The following is a 23,811-nucleotide window of genomic DNA, read 5'->3' as shown; positions in this document are numbered from 1 at the left end:
AAATACTAATATCTGTAACATCTGTATTTTACAAAATATATCTAACAATTTGGGATATTAATTCAACAGTCTTTTATTTGTTATAACCAACCTATCTATCCTTAAGTAAAAATAAATACTAACAATAAAATACTAAATAGTGTTTGACAGGTTTTTATTTTATATGTTAGACTCAAAAAATAGTAAGTTTTTATTACTAGTAATTAAAGAAGAGGTGCATAGTCTATAATGCTAATCTGAAGGCCATAACGCTTAATGATGATTAGATTTTTAGAGATTGTGCCGAAAGAATATAGATGTTATGAGCTATATTCTTGGGTCTGATACTGAAAGGTAGCAGGACTGTCACGTTGAACTTAAACGTGGGGCGCTTCTGGTCTTGGCATTATTTTGCAAAGTCTCAGTTTTCTCCACGTTAATGTAAACATGGAGAGCTTTGTGGAAGATCAAATAAATGTAGCTAAATTTGGCGGTACAAGTGTTGCCAATATCGAATCAATAGAAAAATGTATTGAAATCATAAGAAATACACCTGCAATTAAAGTAATTGTTGTGAGTGCTCAATCAGGAGTTACTAATCTTTTAGTAAAGCTTGTAACACACTGTAATAGTGAGAAATCTATACAGCAAACGATTAATGAAATAGAAAATATAATCCATCCTATATTAGAACATATTCAAGATCTAGAGACTTCTGTAAGGATAAAAGAGGTTTTGAAAGATCTAGAGTTTCTTACAAAACTATCTCTAAGGTTAAAAACTCCTCAGCTTTCGGATGAAATATTATCTTTTGGAGAGTTAATATCAGCAACAATAATGACTCAACTTTTGATCCAGTCAGGCATTAATGCTAGATATCTAAGAGCAACTGAGGTTATTAAAACTGATAGTAATTATGGTCAGGCAAAACCTTTGACAAAAGTGATTCGATTAAATGTACAAGATAAATTAGTACCTTTAATCAACGATAGTATTATTGTGACAGAAGGTTTTATTGGCCAAGACTCTCAAGGATTAACAACAACTTTGGGTCGAGGAGGTAGTGATTATTCAGCAGCTTTAATTGCTGAGGCTATAGATGCTAGAGATCTATTAATTTGGACAGATGTTCCTGGTATTTATCAAGCAGATCCTAGAACGATACCAAATGCAGCCCCAATAGAAAAGATGTCTTATAATGAGGCAGCTGAGTTAGCGACTTTTGGAGCTAAAGTCTTACATCCTAGTACTTTATGGCCAGCGATAAGAAACAATATAAATGTATTTATCGGTTCAACTTTTAATCCTAATAATCCCGGAACTTGGATTACAAAAGATTCGGAGCAACAATTACCCATTGTAAGAGCTGTTGCAGAACGTAAAAACCAGATTTTAGTAACTATAAAAAGCTACGATATGGTTCATACTCAAGGATTTTTAGCTAAAGTTTTTCAAGTCTTAGCTAATCACAAGGTAAGTATTGATTTGGTAACTACTAGTGAGGTGAGTATTGCCCTAACTTTAGATCATGTGGGAAGCCAATCAATAGGAAATACTATACTAACACCAAGTTTGTTAGAAGAGTTGAATGAGATTGGAGATGTTGAAATAAAAGTAGATAAGAACTTATCTTTAGTCGCGGTTGTTGGCAATAATATCCATCAGACTAAAAATATTAGTTCAAGATTATTTTCTGGATTATCTGATCACAATATACGTTTACTTAGTCATGGAGCAAGTGGACATAATATGTGTTTGCTTGTTGATCAAAGTGAATCATCTCAAGTTATGCAAAAAATTTATAATCAATTTTTTGAAAGGGAGGTGACGGTATGAAAATTGCGGTTGTAGGGAAAGGTAATACTGGCCAAGCAGTTTTGGACTTATTAGGCAAGCAAAATGTTTATGAAGTCTTTGACTCAAATAATCTTGTTACAGCTGAAAGGCTTAATAATACAGATGCCGTTATTGTTTTTGTTTCAGCTAGTGTACTTATGGAAATATTACCAACATTGTTGGAAATTCAGGTGCCAGTGATCTGTGGTACAACAGGTTTTAATTATACTCAAAATATTGTTGAAAAGGTCAATACAAGTAGACAGCTATGGATTGTTGCTAATAACTTTAGTTTGTCTATGGTTTTTATTAAAGAAGCTTTAGCTTCACTGGGTAAAATTAAGCATTTAATCCCGCAGATTGGGTACAAAATAAAAGAAACTCACCATGTTAAAAAACTAGATGCTCCAAGTGGTACAGCTATATCTTGGAAAGAGTGGTTGGGTATTGATGATTGCACTATTTCATCTGAGCGTTTTGGTGATGTAAAAGGAATACATAAAGTTAAATTAGATTATGAATATGAAACTATTGAATTAAAACATTTTGCTCATAATCGTAAACTCTTTGCTCAAGGGGCTATTTGGGCAGCTAAATATGCTATTAAGAATTCTAGTTTATTTGGATTTTTTCAATTTGAAGAGCTTGTTGCTAAGGAGTATGCAAATGAATATTAATAAAGATCTTTATACGGCAATAGTAACACCGATGCTTAATAATGGTGAGATAGATTATGATAGTTTTGAAAGAATACTAAGATATCAAGCTGATGCTGATTGCGGGATATTAATTTTGGGAAGTACTGGAGAGGCCTTAGCGCTAAGTTTTGAAGAACAATGTGAAGTGGTTAAATTTACATGCTCATTAGAGTTAGATACACCAATAATGGTCGGGGTTGGAGGCTCTAGGCTTGAGCAACAAGTTGAGTGGATAGAATTTTGTAATACTCAAAATATAGATTGTTTTTTATTAGTGACTCCTCTTTATGCTAAACCAGGTACAGTTGGTCAAACTAACTGGTTTTTAAGATTATTAGATGCAGCACAGAGACCTTGTGTTTTTTATAATGTTCCTTCTCGAACAGGAGTTAATTTAAGTTATGAAGCTTTAAAAAATATAAAAGATCATAAAAATGCTTGGGCAATTAAAGAGGCATCCGGAGATTGCGAGCATTTTCGCAAATATGCAGAGACAGCACCTAATTTAAGAATGTATAGTGGAGAAGATGGGATGCTTCCTGAGTTATCAAATTATGGTGCGATTGGTTTAATATCGGTTATATCAAATATTTGGCCGAGACAAGTTAAAAGTTATGTTAAAGAAAGTGTTAGTAAAACTATTCAGAAGGATTACTGTCAAACATGGAAACACGCAACAAAGGCATGTTTTGAGGTTGCAAATCCTATACCAGTTAAGGTATGGCTTGAATATGATGGGGTGATAAAAACTAATACTTTAAGAGCACCGCTTGTAGCAGATGAGTTAACTGATATTACTAATTTAAAAAAGGCTAATAGTTTAGTTAAACAGAGTTATACTGATTTATAAAATTTATAGGATAGGAAAATAGGAGAGTAGTTTTATGGGATGGCAAGAGACTTTAGATGGGCTTCAATCAGGACAAATAAGAGCAGCAGAGCAGTTAGACGATGGAAGCTGGCAAGTAAATGTCGAAGTTAAAAAAGCTATTTTAGAAGCCTTTAAAGCAGGTGTGAATGTTGATTATGAAGGTGCTTATGAAGGGTTTGTTGATAAACATAACTTAGCACCACGTAAGTTTAGTAAGTCTGAAGGCGTTAGAATGGTTCCAGGGGGGTCATCTGTTAGGGCAGGAGCTTACGTTGCACCATCTGTTATTATAATGCCACCATCATATATAAATACTGGGGCTTATGTTGATGAGGGGACAATGGTTGATAGTAATGCACTGGTTGGATCATGTGCTCAAATAGGTAAGAATGTTCATTTATCAGCGGGAGTGCAGATTGGAGGAGTTCTTGAGCCTGTTGGGATGAACCCTGTAATAATCGAAGACGATGTATTTGTTAGTGCTGGAGCTATTATTGTTGAAGGTGTTATCGTTGGTAAAAGATCTGTAATTGCACCATCTGTTTCTCTTTCAAGAGGTGTTAGGGTTTATGATAGTGTTAACGAAAGAATGCTTGAAAAAGGAGAAAAAATTCCTGATGGTGCTATTGTTGTTCCAGGGTCACGACCAATAAACTCAACTTGGGGAAAAGCTCATGGCTTACAATCCTATTGTCCTGTAATTATTAAGTATCGTGATGATAAAAGTGATAAAGCTTTAACTTTAGAAGAGGCTCTACGTTAATGTTTTCTTTGGGATTACATAGGGATAACTTACTTAATCTAGCAGATGAAGTAGGTAGCCCTTTCTTTTTTTATGATTTAGATGCATTAGAAAATAAGTTAATAAGTTTAAAAAAACTACCAGTAAAGCTTTGGTATGCTGTTAAAGCTAATCCATTATCAAGCATAATTGATAGTATAGCTAAACAAGATATATCTTTTGATGTTGCAAGTTGTGGAGAGCTTGACCAGGTTTTAAAACAAGGAGTAGACCCTAAAAATATCTTAAATACAGGACCAGCAAAATCGTATAAACAGATTTGTTATTTTATTGAGAAAGGAGTACGAATCTTTGTGCTTGAAAGTATCCAACAGTATAAGGATCTTTTAAAAGCAACTAAGAGATATAACGTTCAAGTGACATCATTGTTACGAGTTCAGATTAGTTGGGATAGATCTGATGAGAAGAATGTTCTTGGTGGTGATAGTGTAACCCCTTTTGGTTTAGCACCCGAAGACTGGGTAAATTTTTTTAAAGAAAACTCTATAGAAAATGATTATGTTGATGTGGTAGGTTTACATTGTTTCCAATGGGGCAATATTACAGATGTAGTAAAGCTTGCACATCTTTGGGAGATCATTACCGAAACTTTAGTTATGTTAGCAGATCAAATTTCAATTGATCTAAAAATTATAGATCTTGGTGGAGGTCTAGGAATATCTTACTACAATCAAACTAATGAGATGAAAGTTGAAGATGTTGTAGAAGCTTTGAATCAATTGAAAATGAAATACCCTCAAGTTGATTTTTGGCTAGAGTTAGGTCGCTATGCTGTCGGTGAGTGTGGTGCTTATGTAACACAAGTGATAGATAGAAAAAAAGTTTATGATAAGAAGTTGCTAATTTTAGAAGGTGGAAGTCAACATTTAAGTCGTCCATTTATAACAAACCAAGCCTTTCCAGTAAAAAATATATCAAAAACTAACCAAGAGGTTCATACAGTTATGGAGTTGCATGGTCCTCTATGTACAAGTATAGATCGTTTAGGAAGCATTGTTTTACCTGAGAGTACCGCTCCAGGAAACTATTTGGCATTTACTCAAACAGGAGCATACGGTTTTACAGAAAGTATGCCTTTTTTCTTATGTCATACACTACCTGCAGAGATCACTTATACAAATGGTCAAGTGCAAGTAGTGCGTGAAGCAAAACAAGCATCTCAATGGTTAGTTTAGTAGAATCTTTTTACAAAGAATGTGCTAAAAATTTTATGAGAATTCGAAGGTTAATTGATTTATGTGTCATTAATGAGATAATAAATATTATGTTTTATAAAAGAATGTTAAGACAAAAGACTTGTTTTACTTTTTTATATAAAATTTTTTAAACTATAAAATTGGAGAAAAAAAATTAATGTCCCAAAAACTTAAGCGTAGTTTACAGAGTCGCCATATGTCAATGATTGCATTAGGTGGTTGTATAGGTACTGGTTTATTTGTTGCACTAGGAGGTGCTATTGCTGATGCTGGACCAGGTGGCACAGTTTTAGCGTATGTAATCATAGCGATAATGGTCTATTTCTTAATGGCAAGTTTAGGTGAGATGGCTGCTCATAGTCCAGTAACAGGTACATTTTGTGAATATGCAACTAGATATGTAGACCCAGCATTAGGTTTTAGTACAGGTTGGAGCTATTGGTTTAATTGGGCTATTACTGTTGCAACTGAGGTTATTGCTGCAGGTTTGATTATGCAGTATTGGTTCCCTGGTAGCTCTATACTTCTGTGGAGTGGTTTCTTCTTTGTTTTAGTTTTTTGTCTGAATGTGTTTTCAGTACGTGTATATGGTGAAGTAGAGTATTGGTTGTCATTTATAAAAGTTTCAACAGTTATCATTTTTATAATAGTTGGTTTTTTATCTATACTTGGGCTAGTAGGTAATCACTCAAGTGTAGGATTTGAAAATTGGAGTATTGGTGATGCACCATTTCATAATGGTTGGTGGGGCTTTATCTCTGTATTTATGATTGCAGGATTTTCTTTCCAAGGTAGCGAGCTTATTGGTGTGACAGCAGGAGAGGCAAAGGATCCTACTTCATCAATACCAAAAGCAATCAAACAAACATTTTGGCGTTTATTTATATTTTATATTTTAGCTGTTGTTATTATTAGTTTCTTGATTCCATATAATAATCCTTCTTTAATTAAAGCAGGTGCAAACAATGATGTTTCAATTAGTCCGTTTACTATAGTATTTCAAAATGTCGGACTAAGCTCAGCAGCTACTATTATGAATGTGATAATACTTACAGCAATACTATCAGCATGTAATGCAAGCATGTATAGTGCTACAAGAGTATTATGGCACTTAGGAAAAATCAAACAGGCACCTAAAATATTTGCATCAGTTGACTCAAAAGGAACACCAATGATAGCGTTATTGGTTACTTGTTTGATTGGTTGTTCTTTCTTTTTTGTATCATTTGTTGGAAGTGGTCAAATATTTACATGGTTAGTTAATATATCTAGTTTAGCTGGATTTATCGCATGGTTTACAATAGCACTTAGCCATTATCGTTTCAGAAGAGCATATGTTAAACAAGGCAAAGATCTAAAAGATCTTCCATTTGTAGCAAAATTTTTCCCTTGGGCTCCTCTTATAGCTTTAGCTTTAGTAAGTATTGTGATAGTTGGTCAAGGTGTCAATATCCTTACTATGTCGGGTAGAAGTTGGACAAGTGTTATTATTGAATTCTTTTCTACATATATAGGTTTTTTCGCTTTTGTAATGTTATACTTTGTGTATAAATTTACTAAGAAAACAAAGTTGATAAAACTAGAGGACTGTGACCTATCTGTTGAGTCATAGCTGGTAATCGTTATGAACACTTTTTTTATACAAGGTAAAGTCGGGCAGATTGAAGTAGCCCATGATAAAGTCAAAGATTCTGATCCACAAGTTGCAGCTGTAATTTGTCATCCACATCCTTTATATCAAGGTAGTATGCACAATAAAGTTGTAACAACAATTTCTCGAGCAATGAAGACTCATTCTATACAGTCATACAGATTCAATTACCGCGGTGTTGGAGATAGTCAAGGTGAGTATGGTGATGGAGATGGTGAGTTAGATGATTTGTTATCTGTATGTAAGTGGATTGCAGATAATACTGATGTAAAAAAGATATTGTTATGTGGTTTTTCATTCGGAGGCGCTATAGCTTATAAAGGTTTAAGCAAGTTAGATAATGTTATAACACTAATTACGATTGCCCCAGCAGTTGATAGATTTGATCTTACTAAATTTGATGAGCCAAATGTACCTTGGTTTGTTATTCAAGGGATTGATGATGATACAGTTAATCCAAGTTCTGTTTTTGATTTTATTCTTAAGAAAGTAAAATCAGATTTGACTTTAGTAAAGATGGATCAGGTTGGGCATTTTTTTCATGGTAAATTAATACAATTAAAGAATGTAATAGAAGACTTTTTAACCCCTATAGTTAAGAAACTATAAAACAAAAAGGACCAGAGTAATGAATAGAAAAGTAGCTCTTGAGGCAGTTAGAGTAACAGAATTAGCGGCATTAGCATCTTGGAGTCAAATGGGCAGAGGAGATAAGATCGCTGCAGATCAAGCTGCTGTAGATGCAATGAGAAAAGCTCTCAATGAAGTTGATATCGATGGAACTGTTGTTATAGGTGAAGGAGAACTTGATGAAGCTCCAATGCTTTATATTGGTGAAAAAGTCGGTGCTGGAGGCTGTGAGGTTGATATTGCTCTAGATCCGCTTGAGGGTACAACTATCACATCAAAAGGTGGCGCAAATGCTCTTACTGTTTTAGCTATGGCAGATAAAGGTGGTTTTTTAAATGCTCCTGATGTATATATGCAAAAAATAGCAGTTGGTGGAATTGACGCACCTAAAGGAATAGTTGATTTAGATGACTCTGTAACAGAAAATTTAGAAAGAATTGCAAAGTTCAAAGGGGTTCATGTATCAGCATTAGTTGTTTGTACTATGGATAGACCTCGACATGATTATATTGTTAAAGAAGCTCGTGAATGTGGTGCTAGAGTTATTTTAATAGATGATGGTGATGTTTCAGGTGTTATTTCTACAGCTACTGAAGGTTCAGGTATTGATGTATTTATAGGTACAGGTGGTGCTCCTGAGGGGGTTTTATCTGCTGCAGCGCTAAAATGTCTAGGCGGTCAAATGCAAGCAAGGCTAGTTTTTCACTCAGATGAAGAGGTTCAAAGGGCTCATCGTTTAGGTATTACAGATCTTGATAAAAAATATGATATTGATGATCTAGCCTCTGGAGATATTGTATTTGCTGCAACAGGCGTTACAGATGGAAATATGCTACAAGGAGTTAAAAGAGTTAAAAGTTCACTTAGAGGATATTTTGCAGTAACTCATAGTGTTGTTATGCGTTCTACTACAAAAACTGTACGTCATATTATAGCAGAGCATAGCTTTAACTTTAAGGATGGCGTAGAGAAATTTATGTCTTAAATATAGACATATTTTTTAAAAGCTTATCAATATCACAAATTCTTATATATCCTAAAAAAATCTACAATGAATATCTTTCTTAAGTTATTTTAAGTTTTGACTATAGCATCTATTAAATATAATTTTTTATTAAGTTAATTTTGCCAATAAAGCTAATAATGCTAATAAACTAGGTTTAAAAACGTTTTTTAAAATGGTAGATTGTTAGAATGAACTTTAAAATAAGATTTAAAATATGTATCGAGTAGATATCTTGTGGGTTACTTTTGTGATTTATATAGCAATTATCTTTGCTATTGGTTTGTATTCTTATTTCCAAACAAAAAAAGTCTCTGACTATATGCTTGGTGGACGCTCTTTGAGTGCGCCTATTGCTGCATTAGGTGCGGGAGCTTCTGATATGGGATCATGGTTGTTATTAGCTCTTCCTGGGGCGTTTATGGCTTCTGGGTTTAACCAGATTTGGTTGCCTTTAGGTCTAAGTATAGGAGCTTTTATTAACTGGGGAGTTATTGCAAAAAGACTAAGAGTATATACAGAGATTGCTAAAGATTCTATTACTATTCCTGCTTATTTTGAAAATAGGTTTCATGATAATTCTGGTAAAGTTAGGTCATTAACAGCAATTGTGTTGGTCATATTTTTTACAGTTTACATTGGCGCTGGTTTTGTTTCAGGAGGTGTTTTATTTAGTTCTATGTTCGGTATTTCATATCATAGTGCTTTACTTCTTACAGCTGTTATAATATTTGTTTATACATGTGTAGGCGGCTTTTTAGCTATATCATGGATTGACTTTTTTCAAGGTTCATTAATGCTTTTCGCATTATTGCTAGTACCTATTGTTGTATATTTTAATAGCTCAGGATCTACAGATATTTTATCAAATATTGATATTAAAGGGTTTTATGATGTGACTTCAGGAGTTCCTTTAATTACTATTGTATCATTATTGGCTTGGGGCTTAGGATATTTTGGTCAGCCTCATATTATTGTGAGGTTTATGGCAATAAAAGATCCAAATAAAACACATAAGGCTATGGCAATATGTATGACTTGGATGATTGTAGCTCTTATTGGAGCAGCATGTACAGGTATTCTTGGAGCAGCATATTATCATGCTGATAAAATAAATCCTGAATCTGTATTCTTGAAATTATCTGCAGCATTTTTTAATCCATGGGTTGAAGGTGTATTATTAGCAGCGGTACTTTCTGCAGTAATGAGTACAATTTCGGCTCAATTACTATCATTATCAAGTGCTTTTTCTGTTGATGTTTATGCTAAATTTATAAGAAAAAATGCGTCACACCGTGAGCAACTAAATGTGAGTCGTTTAATAGTTCTTATTGTAACAATAGTCGCTATATGTATTTCTTTAAACCCTAAATCTACTATTTTAAGTTTAGTAGGATATGCTTGGGCTGGTCTAGGAAGTTCTTTTGGTGCCGTTGTTATATTTTCTCTATTTTGGTCTCGTATGAATAAATTTGGTGCGATTGCAGGTATTCTTGTGGGAGCGATAGTTGTTTTAGGATGGGGTCCTTTATTTGGGAATCTAGGAGGCTGGTTTAAAATATATGTAATGGTACCAGGCTTTATCTTTAGTTGTCTTGCAATAATCATTGCTAGTTTATTGACACCAAAACCAGAAGAATCAATACAGCTTGAGTATAACAAATATAAGCAAGCATTATAAAGTTGAATTATAATATTGTTACTTAGGTTGTTTTACAGTAGAATTCTTATCATTTAGTTTTATGATTTTTAGATGAAACGAACATTAAGCTTCATAATAATAATTCTATTATTATATAGTGTTTCGTTTGCAGGACGTTTTATGGCAGCAATGATTTTACTATCTTTACTTTTCTTATTTTTATTATATCTATTTATATCTTCAAAAAAAGACCAGTTTAAATTTATAGGTATTATATACGCTTTATTAAGCTTTGGTTTTGTTGCTTATGTAACTAGAACTTTTTTAGGGGCTGATTATAACTCCCACCCATTTATATCTGTGGTGATTTTAGTTATTCTTTTGCCAACGTTTTTTTTGTTGGGGTATAGAATAATACTGAGTATACATTGCTTTATAGATAGCTTATATCAATCAAGAAAAACTAAAACTTTTCCAGAAGCATCCGATCTTAATTGTTCTATAGTAATTTCAACACGAAATGAGCCTTTTGATGTGTGTAAAATGACTTTTGATTCAGCATATGATTTAGATTATCCAGCACAGAAAAAGGAAATAGTAATAGTAGATAATAGTGATTTAGATAATAAAGATTTTATCAAATGGCGTGAGTATGTTGAGCAAAAAAATATGCGTGATGGGATTGCCTGTAAATTTATTCATAGAGATGGTACAGAAGGTTTTAAACCACGTAATTTAGATATAGCTATGGAGAATATTAGCTTTGATTATGTATTATTTCTAGATGCAGATTCTACGCTACCTTCAAATGCTCTTAAGGTGGGTTTATCTGAATTTAAAAAAGATTCAAAATTAGGATTTATAAGTTTTCTTATAGAAAGTACTAATTATAGTACTAATTTAGTAACAAAAGTTGCGAGTATATTCCAAAATACAATTAGATATTTTAATGAGTTTGTTGGTAAATATGGATACTGTAATTATCAAGGACATAATGGTATCTGGAATATAAAAGCATTAAATGCAATATCTAAGTGGGAAGAGTACTATAAATCGCAAGTTATGGTGACTGAAGATATTGCGGCAGGGTTTAGATGTTACGAGGCAGGTTTTACAAGTAAGCCAGTTTTTCTTAAAACTGGTGAGTGGGTTCCAACATCTTTAAAAGAGTTTGAGAAAATGTGGTTAAGATGGTCTTTTGGTGGTATGCAAGTTATGCATAAACATATGTCAAAAATAATAAGATCGCCAAATCTACATTTTAGAGTAAAACTTGATATGCTATATCTTCTTTTTAAAGTAGTTGCTTCAGGATTTCCTATATTTGCTTTACTTTTAGTTCTTTTTCCTAAAGGCGATCCACAGTTTGTTTTAATTGTAAATATCACTCTTGTACCACTTTTTATTTTAAGCTTTTGGTACTATTGGTATGGAGATATTAAGGGTAATGTCTTAAGTAAGATAACACAAATATATGTATCGATGTTTATGCTTTCATCTTTTGTGTTTTGGTGTGGCATAAAAGCTGAAATAAACTATTATTTAAATAAACCTCAAGGATGGAAGCCTACAAGTAAAGTTTTTGATAAGGTTGAGGGTTGGCCTCAAATTATTTATGATAATTTTGGTAAGTTAAGCTTTTCGGTATTTGGTTTAGCAATAGCTATTTACTCGATCATTAAATTTTATCCTCAAGCAAACTTCCATATGTATTTCTTGTGTATGTTACCAAGTATATTATTATTTTTGAACACAATCTTATGTGTTGCTATACTAGGTAAAGCAAGATAATAAAATTTATAATATGATTGAATATGATAATTTATTCTATTTAGTAGTAGCTTTTGGATTTGTATTACTAAATGCTTTTTTTGTAGTTGCTGAGTTTTCTTTAGTAAAGCTGAGACACTCACAAGCAAAGATTTTAAAACAAAATAAAGGTTTAAGAGGAAAAATCCTATATAAAGTACATAGTAATCTTGATGTATATCTTTCTGCTTGTCAATTAGGAATCACATTAGCATCTTTAGGATTAGGTTGGGTTGGGGAACCTGCTTTTTCTGAGCTATTAGAGCCATTATTTTTATATCTGGGAATTGTATCGGTAGAAATTACCAAGTTTGTGGCATTTGCTATAGGTTTCATAATAATATCTTTTTTACATATAGTTATTGGTGAGTTGATGCCAAAGTCTATGGCTATAAGACAGACTGAAAGGTTGTCATTACTTACTTGTGTTCCTCTTTATGCATTTTACTGGGTAATGTTGCCATTTATATGGATTCTTAATGAAACGGCAAATAAGCTTCTTAAGGTCTTTAGATTAGATTCTGTCTCTGATGCAGAATATGGCTATACTACCGAAGAAATAAAGCTCATACTTAAAAGTAGTCGCTTTAAAGAGCCTATGGCTGAAGATTATAGAGATATATTACTAAGAATAGTTGAATTCTCTAATTTGCAGGCTATAGATGCTATGAGGCCAATAGATGAAATGGTCTCTATTAATTATGATCTATCAAGTAAAGAAAAGCTTGATGTTGTCAAAAAACATTTATATACAAGATATCCTGTTTATAAATCTAAAAGCGCAAATATTATTGGAGTCGTTCATACTAAAGATATTTTATGTGCATTAGGTGATGAAACTAAAAAAGAAGAATTACGACCAATACTTAAAGTTTCACATCATGACCAGTTAATAGATGTATTGAGAAAATTTCAACAAGGAAAGCCTCATTTTGCATTAGTTTATAAGAATCGTAGTTTGGTAGGTTTTATAACATTAGACAATTTATTGACTATCTTAATAGGTAGAATGTCAGATGAATTCCACTTTGTTAAAGAGCCATGGTTGACCTTAGCAGCTAATAGATTTCTAATAAAAGCGGATGCTCCTGTATATGCAATAGAAAGGTTGGTAGGTATAGATCTTTCTGAATATCCAGCAGATACAGTTTTAGATTTATTAAAACATGTTATAGGAAACAATCTTAATAAAGATAGTATTTGGGATCAGCCTAAATTTTTAATTAAAATTTATAGAGTTGAGAAAAAAATTATAAAAGAAATTCTATTGGAGTTAAAGCAAGACTAAAAATAAATAATTATCCTTATATTTAGTTTTAAAATAAAAATATGTTAATATATTCCAAAAGTTTTATTTAAATAAGATTAAGTGGTAATGGTAAATCTCTTAGTTATGAAGAGACAGCAAGGACTATCTTTAATAGAGAGTTTAATCTCATCATTTATAGGACTATTTATCGTAACTTCTTCATTCTTGGTAATAAACTCAACTATAATGACATCAGTTGCATCTGAAAAAAGAGTTCAGCTAACTGAAGAACTAGATAAGAAAATAAACTACTATATTCTTACAGGGAGCTTTAATAAGGGTTCAATTGAGGGTAATGATTTTTTTAAGTCAAAAGCATCAAGTTCTAGTTTGGTAAAATTTGTTGGAACTAATGAAAAATCTAGAATCACAGTTTCGAAAGAGGTGATTAAATATAACAAATAATAAATCCAGTTAATATTCAAGTTTAGAACTATGCAAGAATATATAAGTAAAAAAAACTTAAATAAAGGTGTAACACTAGTAGAGCTATTAGTAGCAGTTACAATATCTATAATAGCTATAACTATGGCTATGAACATATATTTATCCTCTAAAAAAACATATGAAAATACCAAACAAAAAACAGATTTGGATATTAAACAATTATCAGTAAAAAAAATATTTTATGATGCTATAACAAATGCGGGGTTTTCTTGTAAATATGGATTTAAGAATCAAAAATATATAAATAGAACTGGTGAAAATACAAACAATTTTAGCTTTATGTATGATAGCTCGCCAATTAGAATAGGTAAAATATCATCGATAAGTAGCTTTTTACAAGATTCTTTAGGAAAGCAACCTGGAAGTTTATATCAAGCAGGTACTGACTATATAATGATAAAAAATGAAGATACTTTTTCTAATTTAATTTCAGAGCCGAAAAATTTAAATTTATATTTAAGTTCTACTGAGCAATTAGAGAAAAATAATTATCTTGCTTTATGTAATGATAATTATATTAATATAGTTAAGGTTGCTAGCGTAAATAAAAGGTATAATGAGATTGGTTTAACGGTTGCACCCCTAGGTGAATACTATAAAGGAGATTATGTAGGTAAATATAGTATACAAATATTTTACATAGCTGCTAATTATGACCAGAATGATTCGCAAAAGTTAGTTTATTCATTATATTTATATACTAAAAATGGCTCAAATAAAGGAGTTTCATATCCCATTATAGATGGAGTCTCAGACTTAAAGATAAATTATTCTATCTTAAATAGGCATCATCTTTACTGGAAGAGTATAAATAAAAACATAGACTTGGATGATATAAAAGCAAAAGCGATAAGAATATCATTTAAGGTTAAAGAAAAAAACTTTGAAAAAATAATTTTATTACCATGAAAAATAATACATTAAGCCATGTGGTTAAGCTAAAAGGTTCTTCATTGGTATCGGTAATGATATTTAGTTTTGTCGTTTTAGTAACGATTTCAAGTCTAGCTTATATTTTTAGATATAATTTAGTTAGTGTAAAAAGTCTAATACGACAAGAGACAATAGATACAGTAGAGCAACAGTATATTCAGCAGATTGTTGACAAAGGTTCTATAAAAATTGGTAAGAATAGTCTAGGTAATTATATTTTTGAAAATACTTTGAAAACGAGACAAGCACTTTTTTCTAATAAAGATGTTGATTCTGAGCTATACCATGGCCAACCTTCAGCAATAAGTAGTAATATAATTCATAAGCTGACTTATAAAGATAAGCTTGAGGTAACTAAAGATATTATTTATAAGGCTTTACCAGAACGTTCGATGATAAATTATAATTCATCAATAGTTCCTATCAATGTACCCTATATTGATATTAGTAGAATGGATAATTCAGAAAAGTTTTATCATTTAGATAAAAACTCTCAAGTTAAAGATAGTGAAGTAGGATTTGTTGGTTTTATAAAGAAAGAATATGACTGGTTTTTGATTTCAGTGAATAATCAAGCAGAGGTCATAGATCTAAAGAGTTTAGATTTAGCTAGAAATTATAAAATTAAAATTGGTTGGAATCTTGAGAATGGTCGTTGGCAAATGATGATGGCTTTATATGACAAAGATCATTTGTATATATTTAGAACAAGTCTTAATAACCTTGTTAACAATCTTAATAAAGCTGCGTTAGATCTTGAAACTCCAATTGGTATTTCAAATTCACTATCAAATATTGCTGCGATCTCGTGGTATTATCAAAGAGATAATTCAGAACCAAGTTTAGTTGTTCTAGAAACTCGTCCTGGGAATAATGATAATTTATCGGTTGTTGTTGAAAACTTAAGTTATGATTACTTACAAAATACTTATTCAACATCCATAGAAGATGGCATCAATGGCTTTAAAGAAACTGATAGCGATAATATCTATGTAATTGCCCTAGATCCATCTTATATGCTTTCTCAAAGTCCTCTGTATATCTTTGTAGGTAGAAAAATGATTGTATATGATGTTGATAACTCTTATAAAGTCAAAAGACGAATAATGGTATTAAATGAGAAAGTTTTTAATAAGCCTATAGTAGTTAAAAAAGATGTTTATGATTACTATATTTTAACTTATGATGATGATCATTATTTGCAATATAAATATACAAAAAATACGGATGTTATAACTAGTGTAAAACCAGTTGTTTACCCTGATGAGAAAATACAAAATATTATTGTTAGATATGGTTTAAAGTTTATTGTTACTAAAGACCATCTCTATATAGATGATTTTCAAAATAGACAATTAAATAAAATTTCCATATAAAAGGTGTCTAATGCTAAAAAAAATAACTATATTTTTAATATATTTATTACTGATATTTAAAATAGGGTATACAGCAGATTGTAGTTTTTTAGGCTTTGAGAGAGATCGTTTAGATGATAGGCTTAAATTTACATGCTCTGAAGATACTTCTTTAAAGGAAAATAAGCTTGTATTTTATGTTGTAGGTAAAAATACTGAAATAGAAACAGTTGAAATGCCTGGTGCTAAAGTTGATTTTGATACAGATGAAGTATCTAAAAATATTCTTCAAGTGAGTGTAAATATATCAGTTAAGATAAGAGCTAAAGAGTATATTGACTATATAGCAGGTAAAGATAAGTCAGTAGAGCTGACAATAATACCAGAAGATGATAGTAATCATAATTATAAAATTTTGTGGGGAGGAGTAATAAAAAATTCTTATAGTCCAAAGAAAAGTAAGAAAAAAAACCTCCAACTTTATAGAGATGGCAAGAGTAATTTTTATGTTATAGAAAAAGGTTTAAATTGCTATATAAAAGATGATTGTGACGATGATATTGAAATATTGGATAATAATTGTAACTCTCAAAAATGTAAGCTTTTAAAACAAAAGTTAGGTATTTATGCTAACTTTGGTATAATCCATCAAAGACTTATTTAATTATATACGAGATAGAGTACATGTTTATGAAGAGTTTTAGAGGTTATTCTCTTGTGGAGATGTTGGTAGTAATAACAATATTTGTAATACTTGCTGTTGCAGCGACAAGTTATATAAGATCAGGAGGCTACTCTCAAGAAAGTCAAACATCTCTAGTAGAGAATTTGATAAAGACCGCTAGAATAACAGCATTACAAAATAATGAGACAGTTACATTATGTTCATCAGATGATAGAGCTACTTGTCTTAATAATACTTTATGGAGAGGAGATTTTATAGTAGCACTTTCTAGTGACAATACTTTGTTAGGAGCAGTAGAGTCTCCTAATTCAGGTAATTATTATGCTAGTTTAGATAATTCTGGAGCAACTTCTATTCAAATAGAGGGTAGAGGTAGAGCTAATAACAATACAGCAACTCTAACATTGTGTGAAGGAGCTGAGGCATATTCAGAGATGGAGATTAATTCTAGAGGTAATGTAACTATTGGAAGTACTCCTAATAGTGGTGTTTGTACGGGATAGAGCTTTAATAGGCTTTGACTATTCCATATGGAGATGGAGCATCAGTTATAGTTTTATCATCTAAATCTGAAACTATTTTAGTCTGAAACTTTGATGGGTCATATTCAATTCTTAAATTTGAGTCAGTGTTTAGAGAAGTATAAGTTTCTATAGTTTTTTGCTCTGAAATACTATAAATATGAGCATCTATTTTTGAATCTGGTTTTTGCTCTATTATCGCTATTGTATTTTTGTCTAGAGGTATTATCTTTTTTATATCTTGATAATTATCAGAAGAGAGTATTTGAGATACTGAATTATTATCAGTATCTACTTTATAGATTACTAGCACATCTTTATCTACATTGTTATGAGAAGCGCATATTAAGAAAATTCCATTATTATTTTTAATAACAACAGGTGCTATCTTCATTGTTCTAGGAGTAACTGAGGTATCCTTTGAGTTTTGCAAATTTGCATCCATTACATAAATAGTTGAAAACTCTTCACCAGAAGTAGCTTTTTCAGTTGGAATAACAATTATTTTATCGGTAATTTGGGTATTTTTAAGGGATATTGGGATCACAATAACACGACTTATGTCAAAGCTTGTAGTTATAGTAGGCGGGTTTGATTCTTTAGGCTTAATTTGGTTATCCTCAATATAAGTTAATTCTAGTTCTAACTCTTTTGGAGACTTTTCTTTAACTATGAGGTTTTCCATACCATTTTCAGTAGGGATAAAATTAATATTTACAAATGCTAGTAAGATACCTGGTGTTACTAGCAATATGCATAAAATAATAGATTTATTTAATTTAAATATATTTTTAAGAAACATTTTTTACAATTCGCTCTTTAAGATGTTAATTATTTAATCTTTTTTGATAGTCTACAGTTATCCGGAAGGTAATCTTCATGAATTCCCGTGCCCTGTACGTTACATGTCCATTTTACAATATCTTTGTCTTCAACTACAGTAGGTTTTAGATAAATATACCCCATTCCACTTACTAACTGTTTGCCTGATTCACCAATATCTATTTTTATTTGATGTGATTTTTGATCAATAGATGTATGTTCAGGTAAGTTATTGGTAGTAGGGTTGGGACTTTTAAATATTATGCTGTCAGCAATACGCTGTTGAAGTTCCTGAGTCTCCTGTATTGCTACAGATATTTTCGATCTAATTAGATATGCTTGTGCCATAGGGAGTGCAAAAATACCTAATATGAAGACTATTACTATAAGTGCTAGTTTTTCTTTACTTATAATACTCTTGTGAGAAGATGAGGAAGGACTATTTGTGAAGCCTTTTTTTCTTTCATGAAACTCTCTAGATCTTTGCTTTTCAGTAGCTTCAAAGAGTTTTTTTTCTAAGTTATAAAAATCCTCTAAGCCATTATTATCTTTCATATTTAAAATATGTTTTTCCACTTTTTTGAAAAATTATAGATGGTTGTTTTTATTAATGAAACAACTTTTTAGCTAAAAAATAATGCTTTAATTTTCATATAAATTAAAGGTAATTTAGATAAATTTTAATTTAATACATATCCATTGTTTTGATACTTTTAGTTCGGTTTTATTTTACCAAACTGAAAATCATTATCAAAAAGCCTCTACTTTAGAGACATTATGTATCATAATGTTAACAATGTATTATATTAATTTAAGGATTTAATATATGTTATTTTTTAAAGGATATAAAAAGTATTGTATTTTACTTGTGTTGTTTATCTATAGTTTTGGTTTTGCTAACTCAAATAAATACCATTTGGCAACAAGCCCTGTTAAGTTAGATAACCAAAAACCTGATTTTGCAAATATTAAAGATGTCGCACAGAAGAAAAAGATTTTTATTGATTTTATGTCAAAGGAAGTTAAGGAAGCAAATAATGAGATTTGTAGTGAAAGAAAAAATATCTTAGATTTACAAAAAGTCTTAGATAATAAAAAAAGTTTAAATCAACAACAGTCAGAAATAGTTAAAAAGTATACAAACTTTTATAAGATTTCGGATAATCAATCTTTAAAACAGCAATTAAATGATTTGATGATTCGAGTTAATATAGCTCCTGAAAGTTTAGTTATTGCTCAGGCAATCTTAGAGACAGGTTGGGGAACTTCTAGATTTGCAGCTAAATATAATAATTATTTTGGACTACATTGCTTCGAAGATAATTGTGGAGTAAAGGCGAAGGAATCTGATGCTCAGGTCGAAGTATTTAATGATGTTGGAGATAGTGTGTTGGCTTATTACTATAAATTAAATACAGGTGGTAAGTTTGTTAAGTTTAGACAGGTCAGGGCATCAATGAACATGCAGAAAGGTAATGTTGATGATTTAATAAATACTTTGGGTGAATATTCATCTTTAGAAGGCCAAGAATATCAAAAACGCCTAAAAAGTGTTATTAAATATAACCATCTAGATAAATACGTTAGCTCTTGTGATCTATAAAAAAATAAGAGTAATTAAGGTATTATTAAATCTGTATGTATTAAGCATTATTTATAATTATGTTGTAAATTTTTTTATATAAAATATCTTGAAACTAGTACTCTATATTATAGAATTTAAAGAGTGTGTGGTAAATAAATATTTGGTTTTATGTTTTTATTGAAAAAACAGAAAGGTGTATCTTTAGTAGAAGTACTAGTTAGTGTTACTATAATGATAATAGTATCATTTTTAGTTGTTGATACTTTTTATCAAGCTAGGCTTAGTTTTAACTCTTCTGTTGTAAACCTTGATTTTTATAAAAAGAGTGTCGAATCAAGAGCTATTTTCACAAACTTAGTTGATAATGCTTATATTACAGGTAATGCTACTTATTCTATTTTAAAAAAAAGAAATAATGCAATAGGTTCGACACCAGTAATCAACCCTTTTGATTATCCGTTGATCTATGCGCAACCTGTACCATTGGTTGCAAGCTCTAACTTCCCATCAGATGCGCAACAAGGTACAGATGTATTAGTTGTGCAAACTATTGACTTTCCGATAGTACTTGAAAAGGCTGTTAGTTCTAGTGATCAGAGTATAACTTTTGATAAAGTATATGCAGGATCTAATCAATATATGATGCTTACAGATGATACTAATCAGAGTCTTTTAGAAACAAGTTCCGTACATGTTAATATTGATAGTGGTAGTACAACGTTTAACTTAGAAACTCCGATTGGACAAAGCTACCCTGTTGGATCAACTCTGTATACGGGATACACTATAAAGGTAATTTATATTAGAAATACTGGTCAAGTAGATAATAATGGTAATCCAGAGTTTGAACTATTCCAAAGATCTTATAGTAATAGTACAAATGAAACTGAGCAAGCACTGCTTAAAGGAGTTAGTGATCTACATATAAGTTATAAAATGTCAGGTCAGAATCAGCAATGGCAAGCAGTAACCTCTCAGACAAATAAAAGGTCATGGTATCGTGAGATACGTGGAATAAAAATTGATTATAAGTTAGATGGCCAAGATCAAGAAGTTGTTTTATCCTTCAATGGAATAAGTGATTAAGTTAATTAGAGAATATGATATGAATCTTAAAAGAAGAAATTATAATAGTGGAGTTGCTTTAGTTTTTGCTATTTCAGTAGCAATAGTTTTTGTTGTAATGGGCTTCTTACTTTTTGCCTTAGTTCGTTCAAACTTCTTTATACAGAAATCTCAAAACCAAATCTTGGAAAAAAAGATACATATTCAACAAGTTTTTAAAGGTAGCATCGTTTCTGGATCGCAGTTTTTTTATAATCAAAATACGATACCTTCTGGCTCTGGAGTACCAGAAGTAAAAACGTTCAATAATATTCAATACTCTGTTAAGATCACGAATAGTGATTCTTCTAGCGGTTCGATTTCTTTTATGATGCCTGAGAGCGGCTATACTATGAGAACTAGAGATTATTATGTAACAATGGGTTTAGATAATAGTGAAAAAAATATTGTTATAAAAGTTCCTAGCACCACACAACCAAGTTTAGATAGTGGTATAGATAAGTCAGTAATCTCTTTAAATATACCAGCTATTGATTTTAATGAACTTTCAGGTATTCAGCTGAATGGTAACCAAGACCTTACAGATAAAGAAGTTGGTTATATTGGGAGTTTAAAAGTAGATAGTAATAATCAAGAGCTTGTTTTTACTAATAAAAATAATGAAGAGTCATCACCACTTAAACTATCTGGTTTTGAATCAGGTACATTGAGTTTATCCCAAGGATGGGAGTTAATAGATGGGCTTTGGAATTTATCAATAGGAGTATTTAATCCAGATACTAATGAGGGTTGTGTAATACAAACATCTTTGCAAGAATTTGAGCAAAATTTTTCAAATTTAAAATGTGAAGCTCTTAACAAAGCTACTGATGTTGCTACACAGTTGTTTGCAATATATCCTAATCCTCAAGGTTATAATAAGTGTATTGAGAATGGCAGTTATCAGGAGGGATCTATATGCTCTGAGAATGGTATTTTATTTCAAGCTCTTAAAAAGCGAAAAACTACAGTAAATACTTTACCATTCCAAGATCCTACAGTGTGGGATGTTTATTATCCTACGTTAGACTGGGTTTCTCCATTTACTGATGGAGTAATATATCAGGTAGGTGATCAGGTCGTATATGATGGTAGACTATTTATAAATACACAGATGGATCAAACCTTATCACCGTATGATCAAAACTCTGGCTGGGAAATTAATGGAATTTATAATTTTGATGATAGAGTTTTCTATAATAGAAATGATATAGTTATATTCAATAATCAATTTTATGAAGCAATTAGAGATAATCAAGGTTCAAATGATCCAAGTTTGGATGCTACTAATTGGTCATTAATAGGTGGTCAATATGATAGTAAGAGTGCTTCATTGTATATTGATTACGGTATAAAATTTCCATATAGGTTAGATTTAGATGTTAATAATTCAGAAGATTTACAGTATTTAAGATGTACAGGAGAGTATCCTCAAATAAATACTAATGTATATAAACAGTGTATAAATGGTCAAGCTTATGAACTGGGAGATATGTGTTATGAAAATAATTTACTATTTACAGCCCAATATTCTACTACATCTTCTCCTTCAAATAATTCAAGCGCATGGAGATTATTTATTCCATCACTTGAATGGGTAATTCCATATGTTGAAAATGTTACTTATGGCAGTAGTATTACAAGAGTTCTCTTTGATGGAATGGTCTTTGTTAATAATAGTTGGGTTTCAGAGGGACAGACTCCTTATGAATCTGGAGCTTGGGATATAGATGGTATCTATGACTGGAATGTTAATGTGACATATAAAGCAGGAGATATTGTTATTTCAGGCTCTAATTTTTATAGAGCAATGTTGGAGAGTAAGGGTGTTAATCCAGTTACAAGTGGTGAGTGGAAAGATATAGGAACAATATATGAAGGGAAAAATGCTGATTACTATCGTAGTTTTTGTAATGATATTGTAACATCTCCAACTATAGTTAAAGGAGCTTGTGATCGTTTGAGTTGTACCGTGGATATAACAAGTGGATCAACGGGTGGTACAGGTGTTTATACTTATAAGATCTATGATGATGTAGGTAACCTTTTGGCAATTACAGCTGGAAATAGTGTAGTAGTTAATTTTGCTATGGCAGGTACAAGTTATAACATATATGCAATAGCAGAGGATTCAGATGGGGTTGTTTCTCATTCATCTAATGTTATAAACTATGAATTTGAATCACAATTATCAAAAGCTCCTTTTATATATTCAGCTCCGACAGGCTATGGTTTAGTATATAATGATAAAGTCCTTTTAGAAAGTGATCTTATTGTTACATCGAGTGGTGATAGTATTACCTTTAAGTGTCCCGGAGGATATAGCTTCATAAAAGATGCTATTAACATTAATTCTGGGAAGCAGATTACATATTCGACTTATGATGGTGTGAGCTATCCACTTAGAGGAGGATTGATTCTTTCAGATGAAAATGGAGATTCTGAAAATTCGTTAGTTTATATGAGTTCCTCTGTATTGTATGAAAATAATATAAAAGATAGTGGTCGTGTAGGTAAGGTTAGATATACAAACTATTATACAAGAGCCATTTGTGTTCCTGATAGTAGTGATGGGCATTGGAATATTTAAAGCTTAATGAAATGTATTTAATCCTGATCGAAATAGTTTTTATATTGTAGTTATAAAATATATCTCTTAATTCAAAGAATTAAATAAAGCTTGGTTTCTGAAGAAGACTCGTTTTTTATTATAAGTTTTACTTCTAAGTTATAGTAACTTATAGTTTATTTTTCTTGTTGTAGAGAGTTGATAGTAGACTTTAAATATATAAATTAAGTTATATGAATAACTATGATGTGCTACATGTTTAAAATCAAGGGTAGATATAAAGGAGTATATTAAAGACTGTTGAATAAATCTTTCAATTTCTATGAATAGGAATATTTTTGCTATTTTTAGTAAAAACTTAGCC

The 23,811-nt window shown here is 31.1% G+C and carries 21 protein-coding genes and 1 riboswitch; of the genes, 19 read left to right on the top strand and 2 right to left on the bottom strand.

The window, feature by feature from the left end:
- Positions 1-201: 201 nt before the first annotated feature.
- A riboswitch (Lysine riboswitch) is annotated at positions 202-381 on the top strand.
- 57 nt (positions 382-438) lie between these two features.
- The 16 genes from lysC (at position 439) to R8535_RS08020 (ending at position 17,349) form a co-directional block, all read left to right on the top strand.
- Positions 439-1,815 (top strand): lysine-sensitive aspartokinase 3, encoded by a 1,377-nt coding sequence (lysC, locus tag R8535_RS08095; protein ID WP_329498163.1) that lies wholly within the window; start codon positions 439-441, stop codon positions 1,813-1,815.
- On the top strand, positions 1,812-2,492 hold the full coding sequence (locus tag R8535_RS08090) for a dihydrodipicolinate reductase C-terminal domain-containing protein (protein ID WP_329498165.1): 681 nt from the start codon (positions 1,812-1,814) through the stop codon (positions 2,490-2,492). Before lysC ends, R8535_RS08090 begins: the two co-directional genes overlap by 4 nt.
- Positions 2,482-3,363, top strand: coding sequence for a 4-hydroxy-tetrahydrodipicolinate synthase (dapA, locus tag R8535_RS08085; protein WP_329498167.1), 882 nt, complete (start codon positions 2,482-2,484; stop codon positions 3,361-3,363). Before R8535_RS08090 ends, dapA begins: the two co-directional genes overlap by 11 nt.
- A 34-nt stretch (positions 3,364-3,397) precedes the next feature.
- Positions 3,398-4,147 carry a 2,3,4,5-tetrahydropyridine-2,6-dicarboxylate N-succinyltransferase gene (locus tag R8535_RS08080; RefSeq protein WP_192577236.1) on the top strand — a complete coding sequence of 250 codons (750 nt, stop codon included), beginning with the start codon at positions 3,398-3,400 and terminating at the stop codon, positions 4,145-4,147.
- Positions 4,147-5,361: a PLP-dependent decarboxylase gene (locus tag R8535_RS08075; RefSeq protein WP_329498170.1), complete on the top strand. Its 1,215-nt coding sequence runs from the start codon at positions 4,147-4,149 to the stop codon at positions 5,359-5,361. Before R8535_RS08080 ends, R8535_RS08075 begins: the two co-directional genes overlap by 1 nt.
- A gap of 178 nt (positions 5,362-5,539) precedes the next feature.
- Positions 5,540-6,994, top strand: a complete 1,455-nt coding sequence (locus tag R8535_RS08070; RefSeq protein WP_329498172.1) for an amino acid permease — start codon at positions 5,540-5,542, stop codon at positions 6,992-6,994.
- A gap of 12 nt (positions 6,995-7,006) precedes the next feature.
- Positions 7,007-7,642 carry an alpha/beta hydrolase gene (locus tag R8535_RS08065; RefSeq protein ID WP_329498174.1) on the top strand — a complete coding sequence of 212 codons (636 nt, stop codon included), beginning with the start codon at positions 7,007-7,009 and terminating at the stop codon, positions 7,640-7,642.
- Between the two features lie 19 nt (positions 7,643-7,661).
- Positions 7,662-8,648, top strand: coding sequence for a class II fructose-bisphosphatase (gene glpX / locus R8535_RS08060; RefSeq protein WP_329498176.1), 987 nt, complete (start codon positions 7,662-7,664; stop codon positions 8,646-8,648).
- 235 nt (positions 8,649-8,883) lie between these two features.
- The gene (gene putP / locus R8535_RS08055) at positions 8,884-10,347 is read left to right on the top strand and encodes a sodium/proline symporter PutP (protein WP_329498178.1); all 1,464 of its coding nucleotides are present in this window, start codon (positions 8,884-8,886) and stop codon (positions 10,345-10,347) included.
- Positions 10,348-10,419: 72 nt separating this feature from the next.
- Positions 10,420-12,099: a glycosyltransferase family 2 protein gene (locus R8535_RS08050; protein WP_329498180.1), complete on the top strand. Its 1,680-nt coding sequence runs from the start codon at positions 10,420-10,422 to the stop codon at positions 12,097-12,099.
- Between the two features lie 13 nt (positions 12,100-12,112).
- The gene (locus tag R8535_RS08045; RefSeq protein WP_329498182.1) at positions 12,113-13,405 is read left to right on the top strand and encodes a hemolysin family protein; all 1,293 of its coding nucleotides are present in this window, start codon (positions 12,113-12,115) and stop codon (positions 13,403-13,405) included.
- A 105-nt stretch (positions 13,406-13,510) separates the two neighbouring features.
- A complete protein-coding gene (locus R8535_RS08040) occupies positions 13,511-13,831 on the top strand; it encodes a PulJ/GspJ family protein (RefSeq protein WP_329498184.1) in 321 nt (106 codons plus the stop codon).
- A 30-nt stretch (positions 13,832-13,861) separates the two neighbouring features.
- A complete protein-coding gene (locus R8535_RS08035; RefSeq protein ID WP_329498186.1) occupies positions 13,862-14,782 on the top strand; it encodes a PilW family protein in 921 nt (306 codons plus the stop codon).
- The gene (locus tag R8535_RS08030) at positions 14,779-16,182 is read left to right on the top strand and encodes a hypothetical protein (protein ID WP_329498188.1); all 1,404 of its coding nucleotides are present in this window, start codon (positions 14,779-14,781) and stop codon (positions 16,180-16,182) included. Before R8535_RS08035 ends, R8535_RS08030 begins: the two co-directional genes overlap by 4 nt.
- Positions 16,183-16,192: 10 nt before the next feature.
- Positions 16,193-16,825, top strand: coding sequence for a hypothetical protein (locus tag R8535_RS08025; RefSeq protein ID WP_329498190.1), 633 nt, complete (start codon positions 16,193-16,195; stop codon positions 16,823-16,825).
- Positions 16,826-16,851: 26 nt separating this feature from the next.
- Positions 16,852-17,349: a GspH/FimT family pseudopilin gene (locus R8535_RS08020; RefSeq protein WP_329498192.1), complete on the top strand. Its 498-nt coding sequence runs from the start codon at positions 16,852-16,854 to the stop codon at positions 17,347-17,349.
- A 4-nt stretch (positions 17,350-17,353) separates the two neighbouring features.
- Here the strand turns inward: R8535_RS08020 and R8535_RS08015 are convergent, their stop codons facing one another.
- Both R8535_RS08015 and R8535_RS08010 read right to left on the bottom strand, forming a co-directional pair.
- Positions 17,354-18,169 (bottom strand): hypothetical protein, encoded by an 816-nt coding sequence (locus R8535_RS08015; protein WP_329498194.1) that lies wholly within the window; start codon positions 18,167-18,169, stop codon positions 17,354-17,356.
- A 29-nt stretch (positions 18,170-18,198) separates the two neighbouring features.
- Positions 18,199-18,744, bottom strand: coding sequence for a pilin (locus tag R8535_RS08010; protein ID WP_329498196.1), 546 nt, complete (start codon positions 18,742-18,744; stop codon positions 18,199-18,201).
- A gap of 271 nt (positions 18,745-19,015) precedes the next feature.
- On the opposite strand from R8535_RS08010, the gene R8535_RS08005 reads away from it, so the two are divergent.
- The 3 genes from R8535_RS08005 (at position 19,016) to R8535_RS07995 (ending at position 23,468) form a co-directional block, all read left to right on the top strand.
- Positions 19,016-19,792 carry a glucosaminidase domain-containing protein gene (locus R8535_RS08005; protein ID WP_329498198.1) on the top strand — a complete coding sequence of 259 codons (777 nt, stop codon included), beginning with the start codon at positions 19,016-19,018 and terminating at the stop codon, positions 19,790-19,792.
- Between the two features lie 150 nt (positions 19,793-19,942).
- Positions 19,943-20,860: a prepilin-type N-terminal cleavage/methylation domain-containing protein gene (locus R8535_RS08000; RefSeq protein ID WP_329498200.1), complete on the top strand. Its 918-nt coding sequence runs from the start codon at positions 19,943-19,945 to the stop codon at positions 20,858-20,860.
- Positions 20,861-20,879: 19 nt separating this feature from the next.
- Entirely contained in the window at positions 20,880-23,468 is a 2,589-nt protein-coding gene (locus tag R8535_RS07995) for a hypothetical protein (protein ID WP_329498201.1), read from the top strand.
- The last annotated feature ends 343 nt before the right edge of the window (positions 23,469-23,811 follow it).

The sequence above is a fragment of the Francisella sp. 19S2-4 genome (genome assembly GCF_036281795.1).
Lineage (GTDB): Bacteria > Pseudomonadota > Gammaproteobacteria > Francisellales > Francisellaceae > Francisella.
This window is presented reverse-complemented; position numbering and strand designations above follow the sequence as displayed.

What these genes read in the sequence shown, in the direction of transcription:
- R8535_RS08040 (WP_329498184.1), top strand. Translation starts at nt 13,511, where the DNA reads ATGAAGAGACAGCAAGGACTATCTTTAATAGAGAGTTTAATCTCATCA.
- dapA (WP_329498167.1), top strand. Translation starts at nt 2,482, where the DNA reads ATGAATATTAATAAAGATCTTTATACGGCAATAGTAACACCGATGCTT.
- R8535_RS08030 (WP_329498188.1), top strand. Translation starts at nt 14,779, where the DNA reads ATGAAAAATAATACATTAAGCCATGTGGTTAAGCTAAAAGGTTCTTCA.
- R8535_RS08050 (WP_329498180.1), top strand. Translation starts at nt 10,420, where the DNA reads ATGAAACGAACATTAAGCTTCATAATAATAATTCTATTATTATATAGT.
- R8535_RS08010 (WP_329498196.1), bottom strand. Translation starts at nt 18,744, where the DNA reads ATGAAAGATAATAATGGCTTAGAGGATTTTTATAACTTAGAAAAAAAA.
- R8535_RS08045 (WP_329498182.1), top strand. Translation starts at nt 12,113, where the DNA reads ATGATTGAATATGATAATTTATTCTATTTAGTAGTAGCTTTTGGATTT.
- R8535_RS08025 (WP_329498190.1), top strand. Translation starts at nt 16,193, where the DNA reads ATGCTAAAAAAAATAACTATATTTTTAATATATTTATTACTGATATTT.
- R8535_RS08005 (WP_329498198.1), top strand. Translation starts at nt 19,016, where the DNA reads ATGTTATTTTTTAAAGGATATAAAAAGTATTGTATTTTACTTGTGTTG.
- R8535_RS08065 (WP_329498174.1), top strand. Translation starts at nt 7,007, where the DNA reads ATGAACACTTTTTTTATACAAGGTAAAGTCGGGCAGATTGAAGTAGCC.
- R8535_RS07995 (WP_329498201.1), top strand. Translation starts at nt 20,880, where the DNA reads ATGAATCTTAAAAGAAGAAATTATAATAGTGGAGTTGCTTTAGTTTTT.
- R8535_RS08000 (WP_329498200.1), top strand. Translation starts at nt 19,943, where the DNA reads ATGTTTTTATTGAAAAAACAGAAAGGTGTATCTTTAGTAGAAGTACTA.
- R8535_RS08075 (WP_329498170.1), top strand. Translation starts at nt 4,147, where the DNA reads ATGTTTTCTTTGGGATTACATAGGGATAACTTACTTAATCTAGCAGAT.
- R8535_RS08080 (WP_192577236.1), top strand. Translation starts at nt 3,398, where the DNA reads ATGGGATGGCAAGAGACTTTAGATGGGCTTCAATCAGGACAAATAAGA.
- glpX (WP_329498176.1), top strand. Translation starts at nt 7,662, where the DNA reads ATGAATAGAAAAGTAGCTCTTGAGGCAGTTAGAGTAACAGAATTAGCG.
- R8535_RS08020 (WP_329498192.1), top strand. Translation starts at nt 16,852, where the DNA reads ATGAAGAGTTTTAGAGGTTATTCTCTTGTGGAGATGTTGGTAGTAATA.
- putP (WP_329498178.1), top strand. Translation starts at nt 8,884, where the DNA reads ATGTATCGAGTAGATATCTTGTGGGTTACTTTTGTGATTTATATAGCA.
- R8535_RS08015 (WP_329498194.1), bottom strand. Translation starts at nt 18,169, where the DNA reads ATGTTTCTTAAAAATATATTTAAATTAAATAAATCTATTATTTTATGC.
- R8535_RS08070 (WP_329498172.1), top strand. Translation starts at nt 5,540, where the DNA reads ATGTCCCAAAAACTTAAGCGTAGTTTACAGAGTCGCCATATGTCAATG.
- R8535_RS08035 (WP_329498186.1), top strand. Translation starts at nt 13,862, where the DNA reads ATGCAAGAATATATAAGTAAAAAAAACTTAAATAAAGGTGTAACACTA.
- R8535_RS08090 (WP_329498165.1), top strand. Translation starts at nt 1,812, where the DNA reads ATGAAAATTGCGGTTGTAGGGAAAGGTAATACTGGCCAAGCAGTTTTG.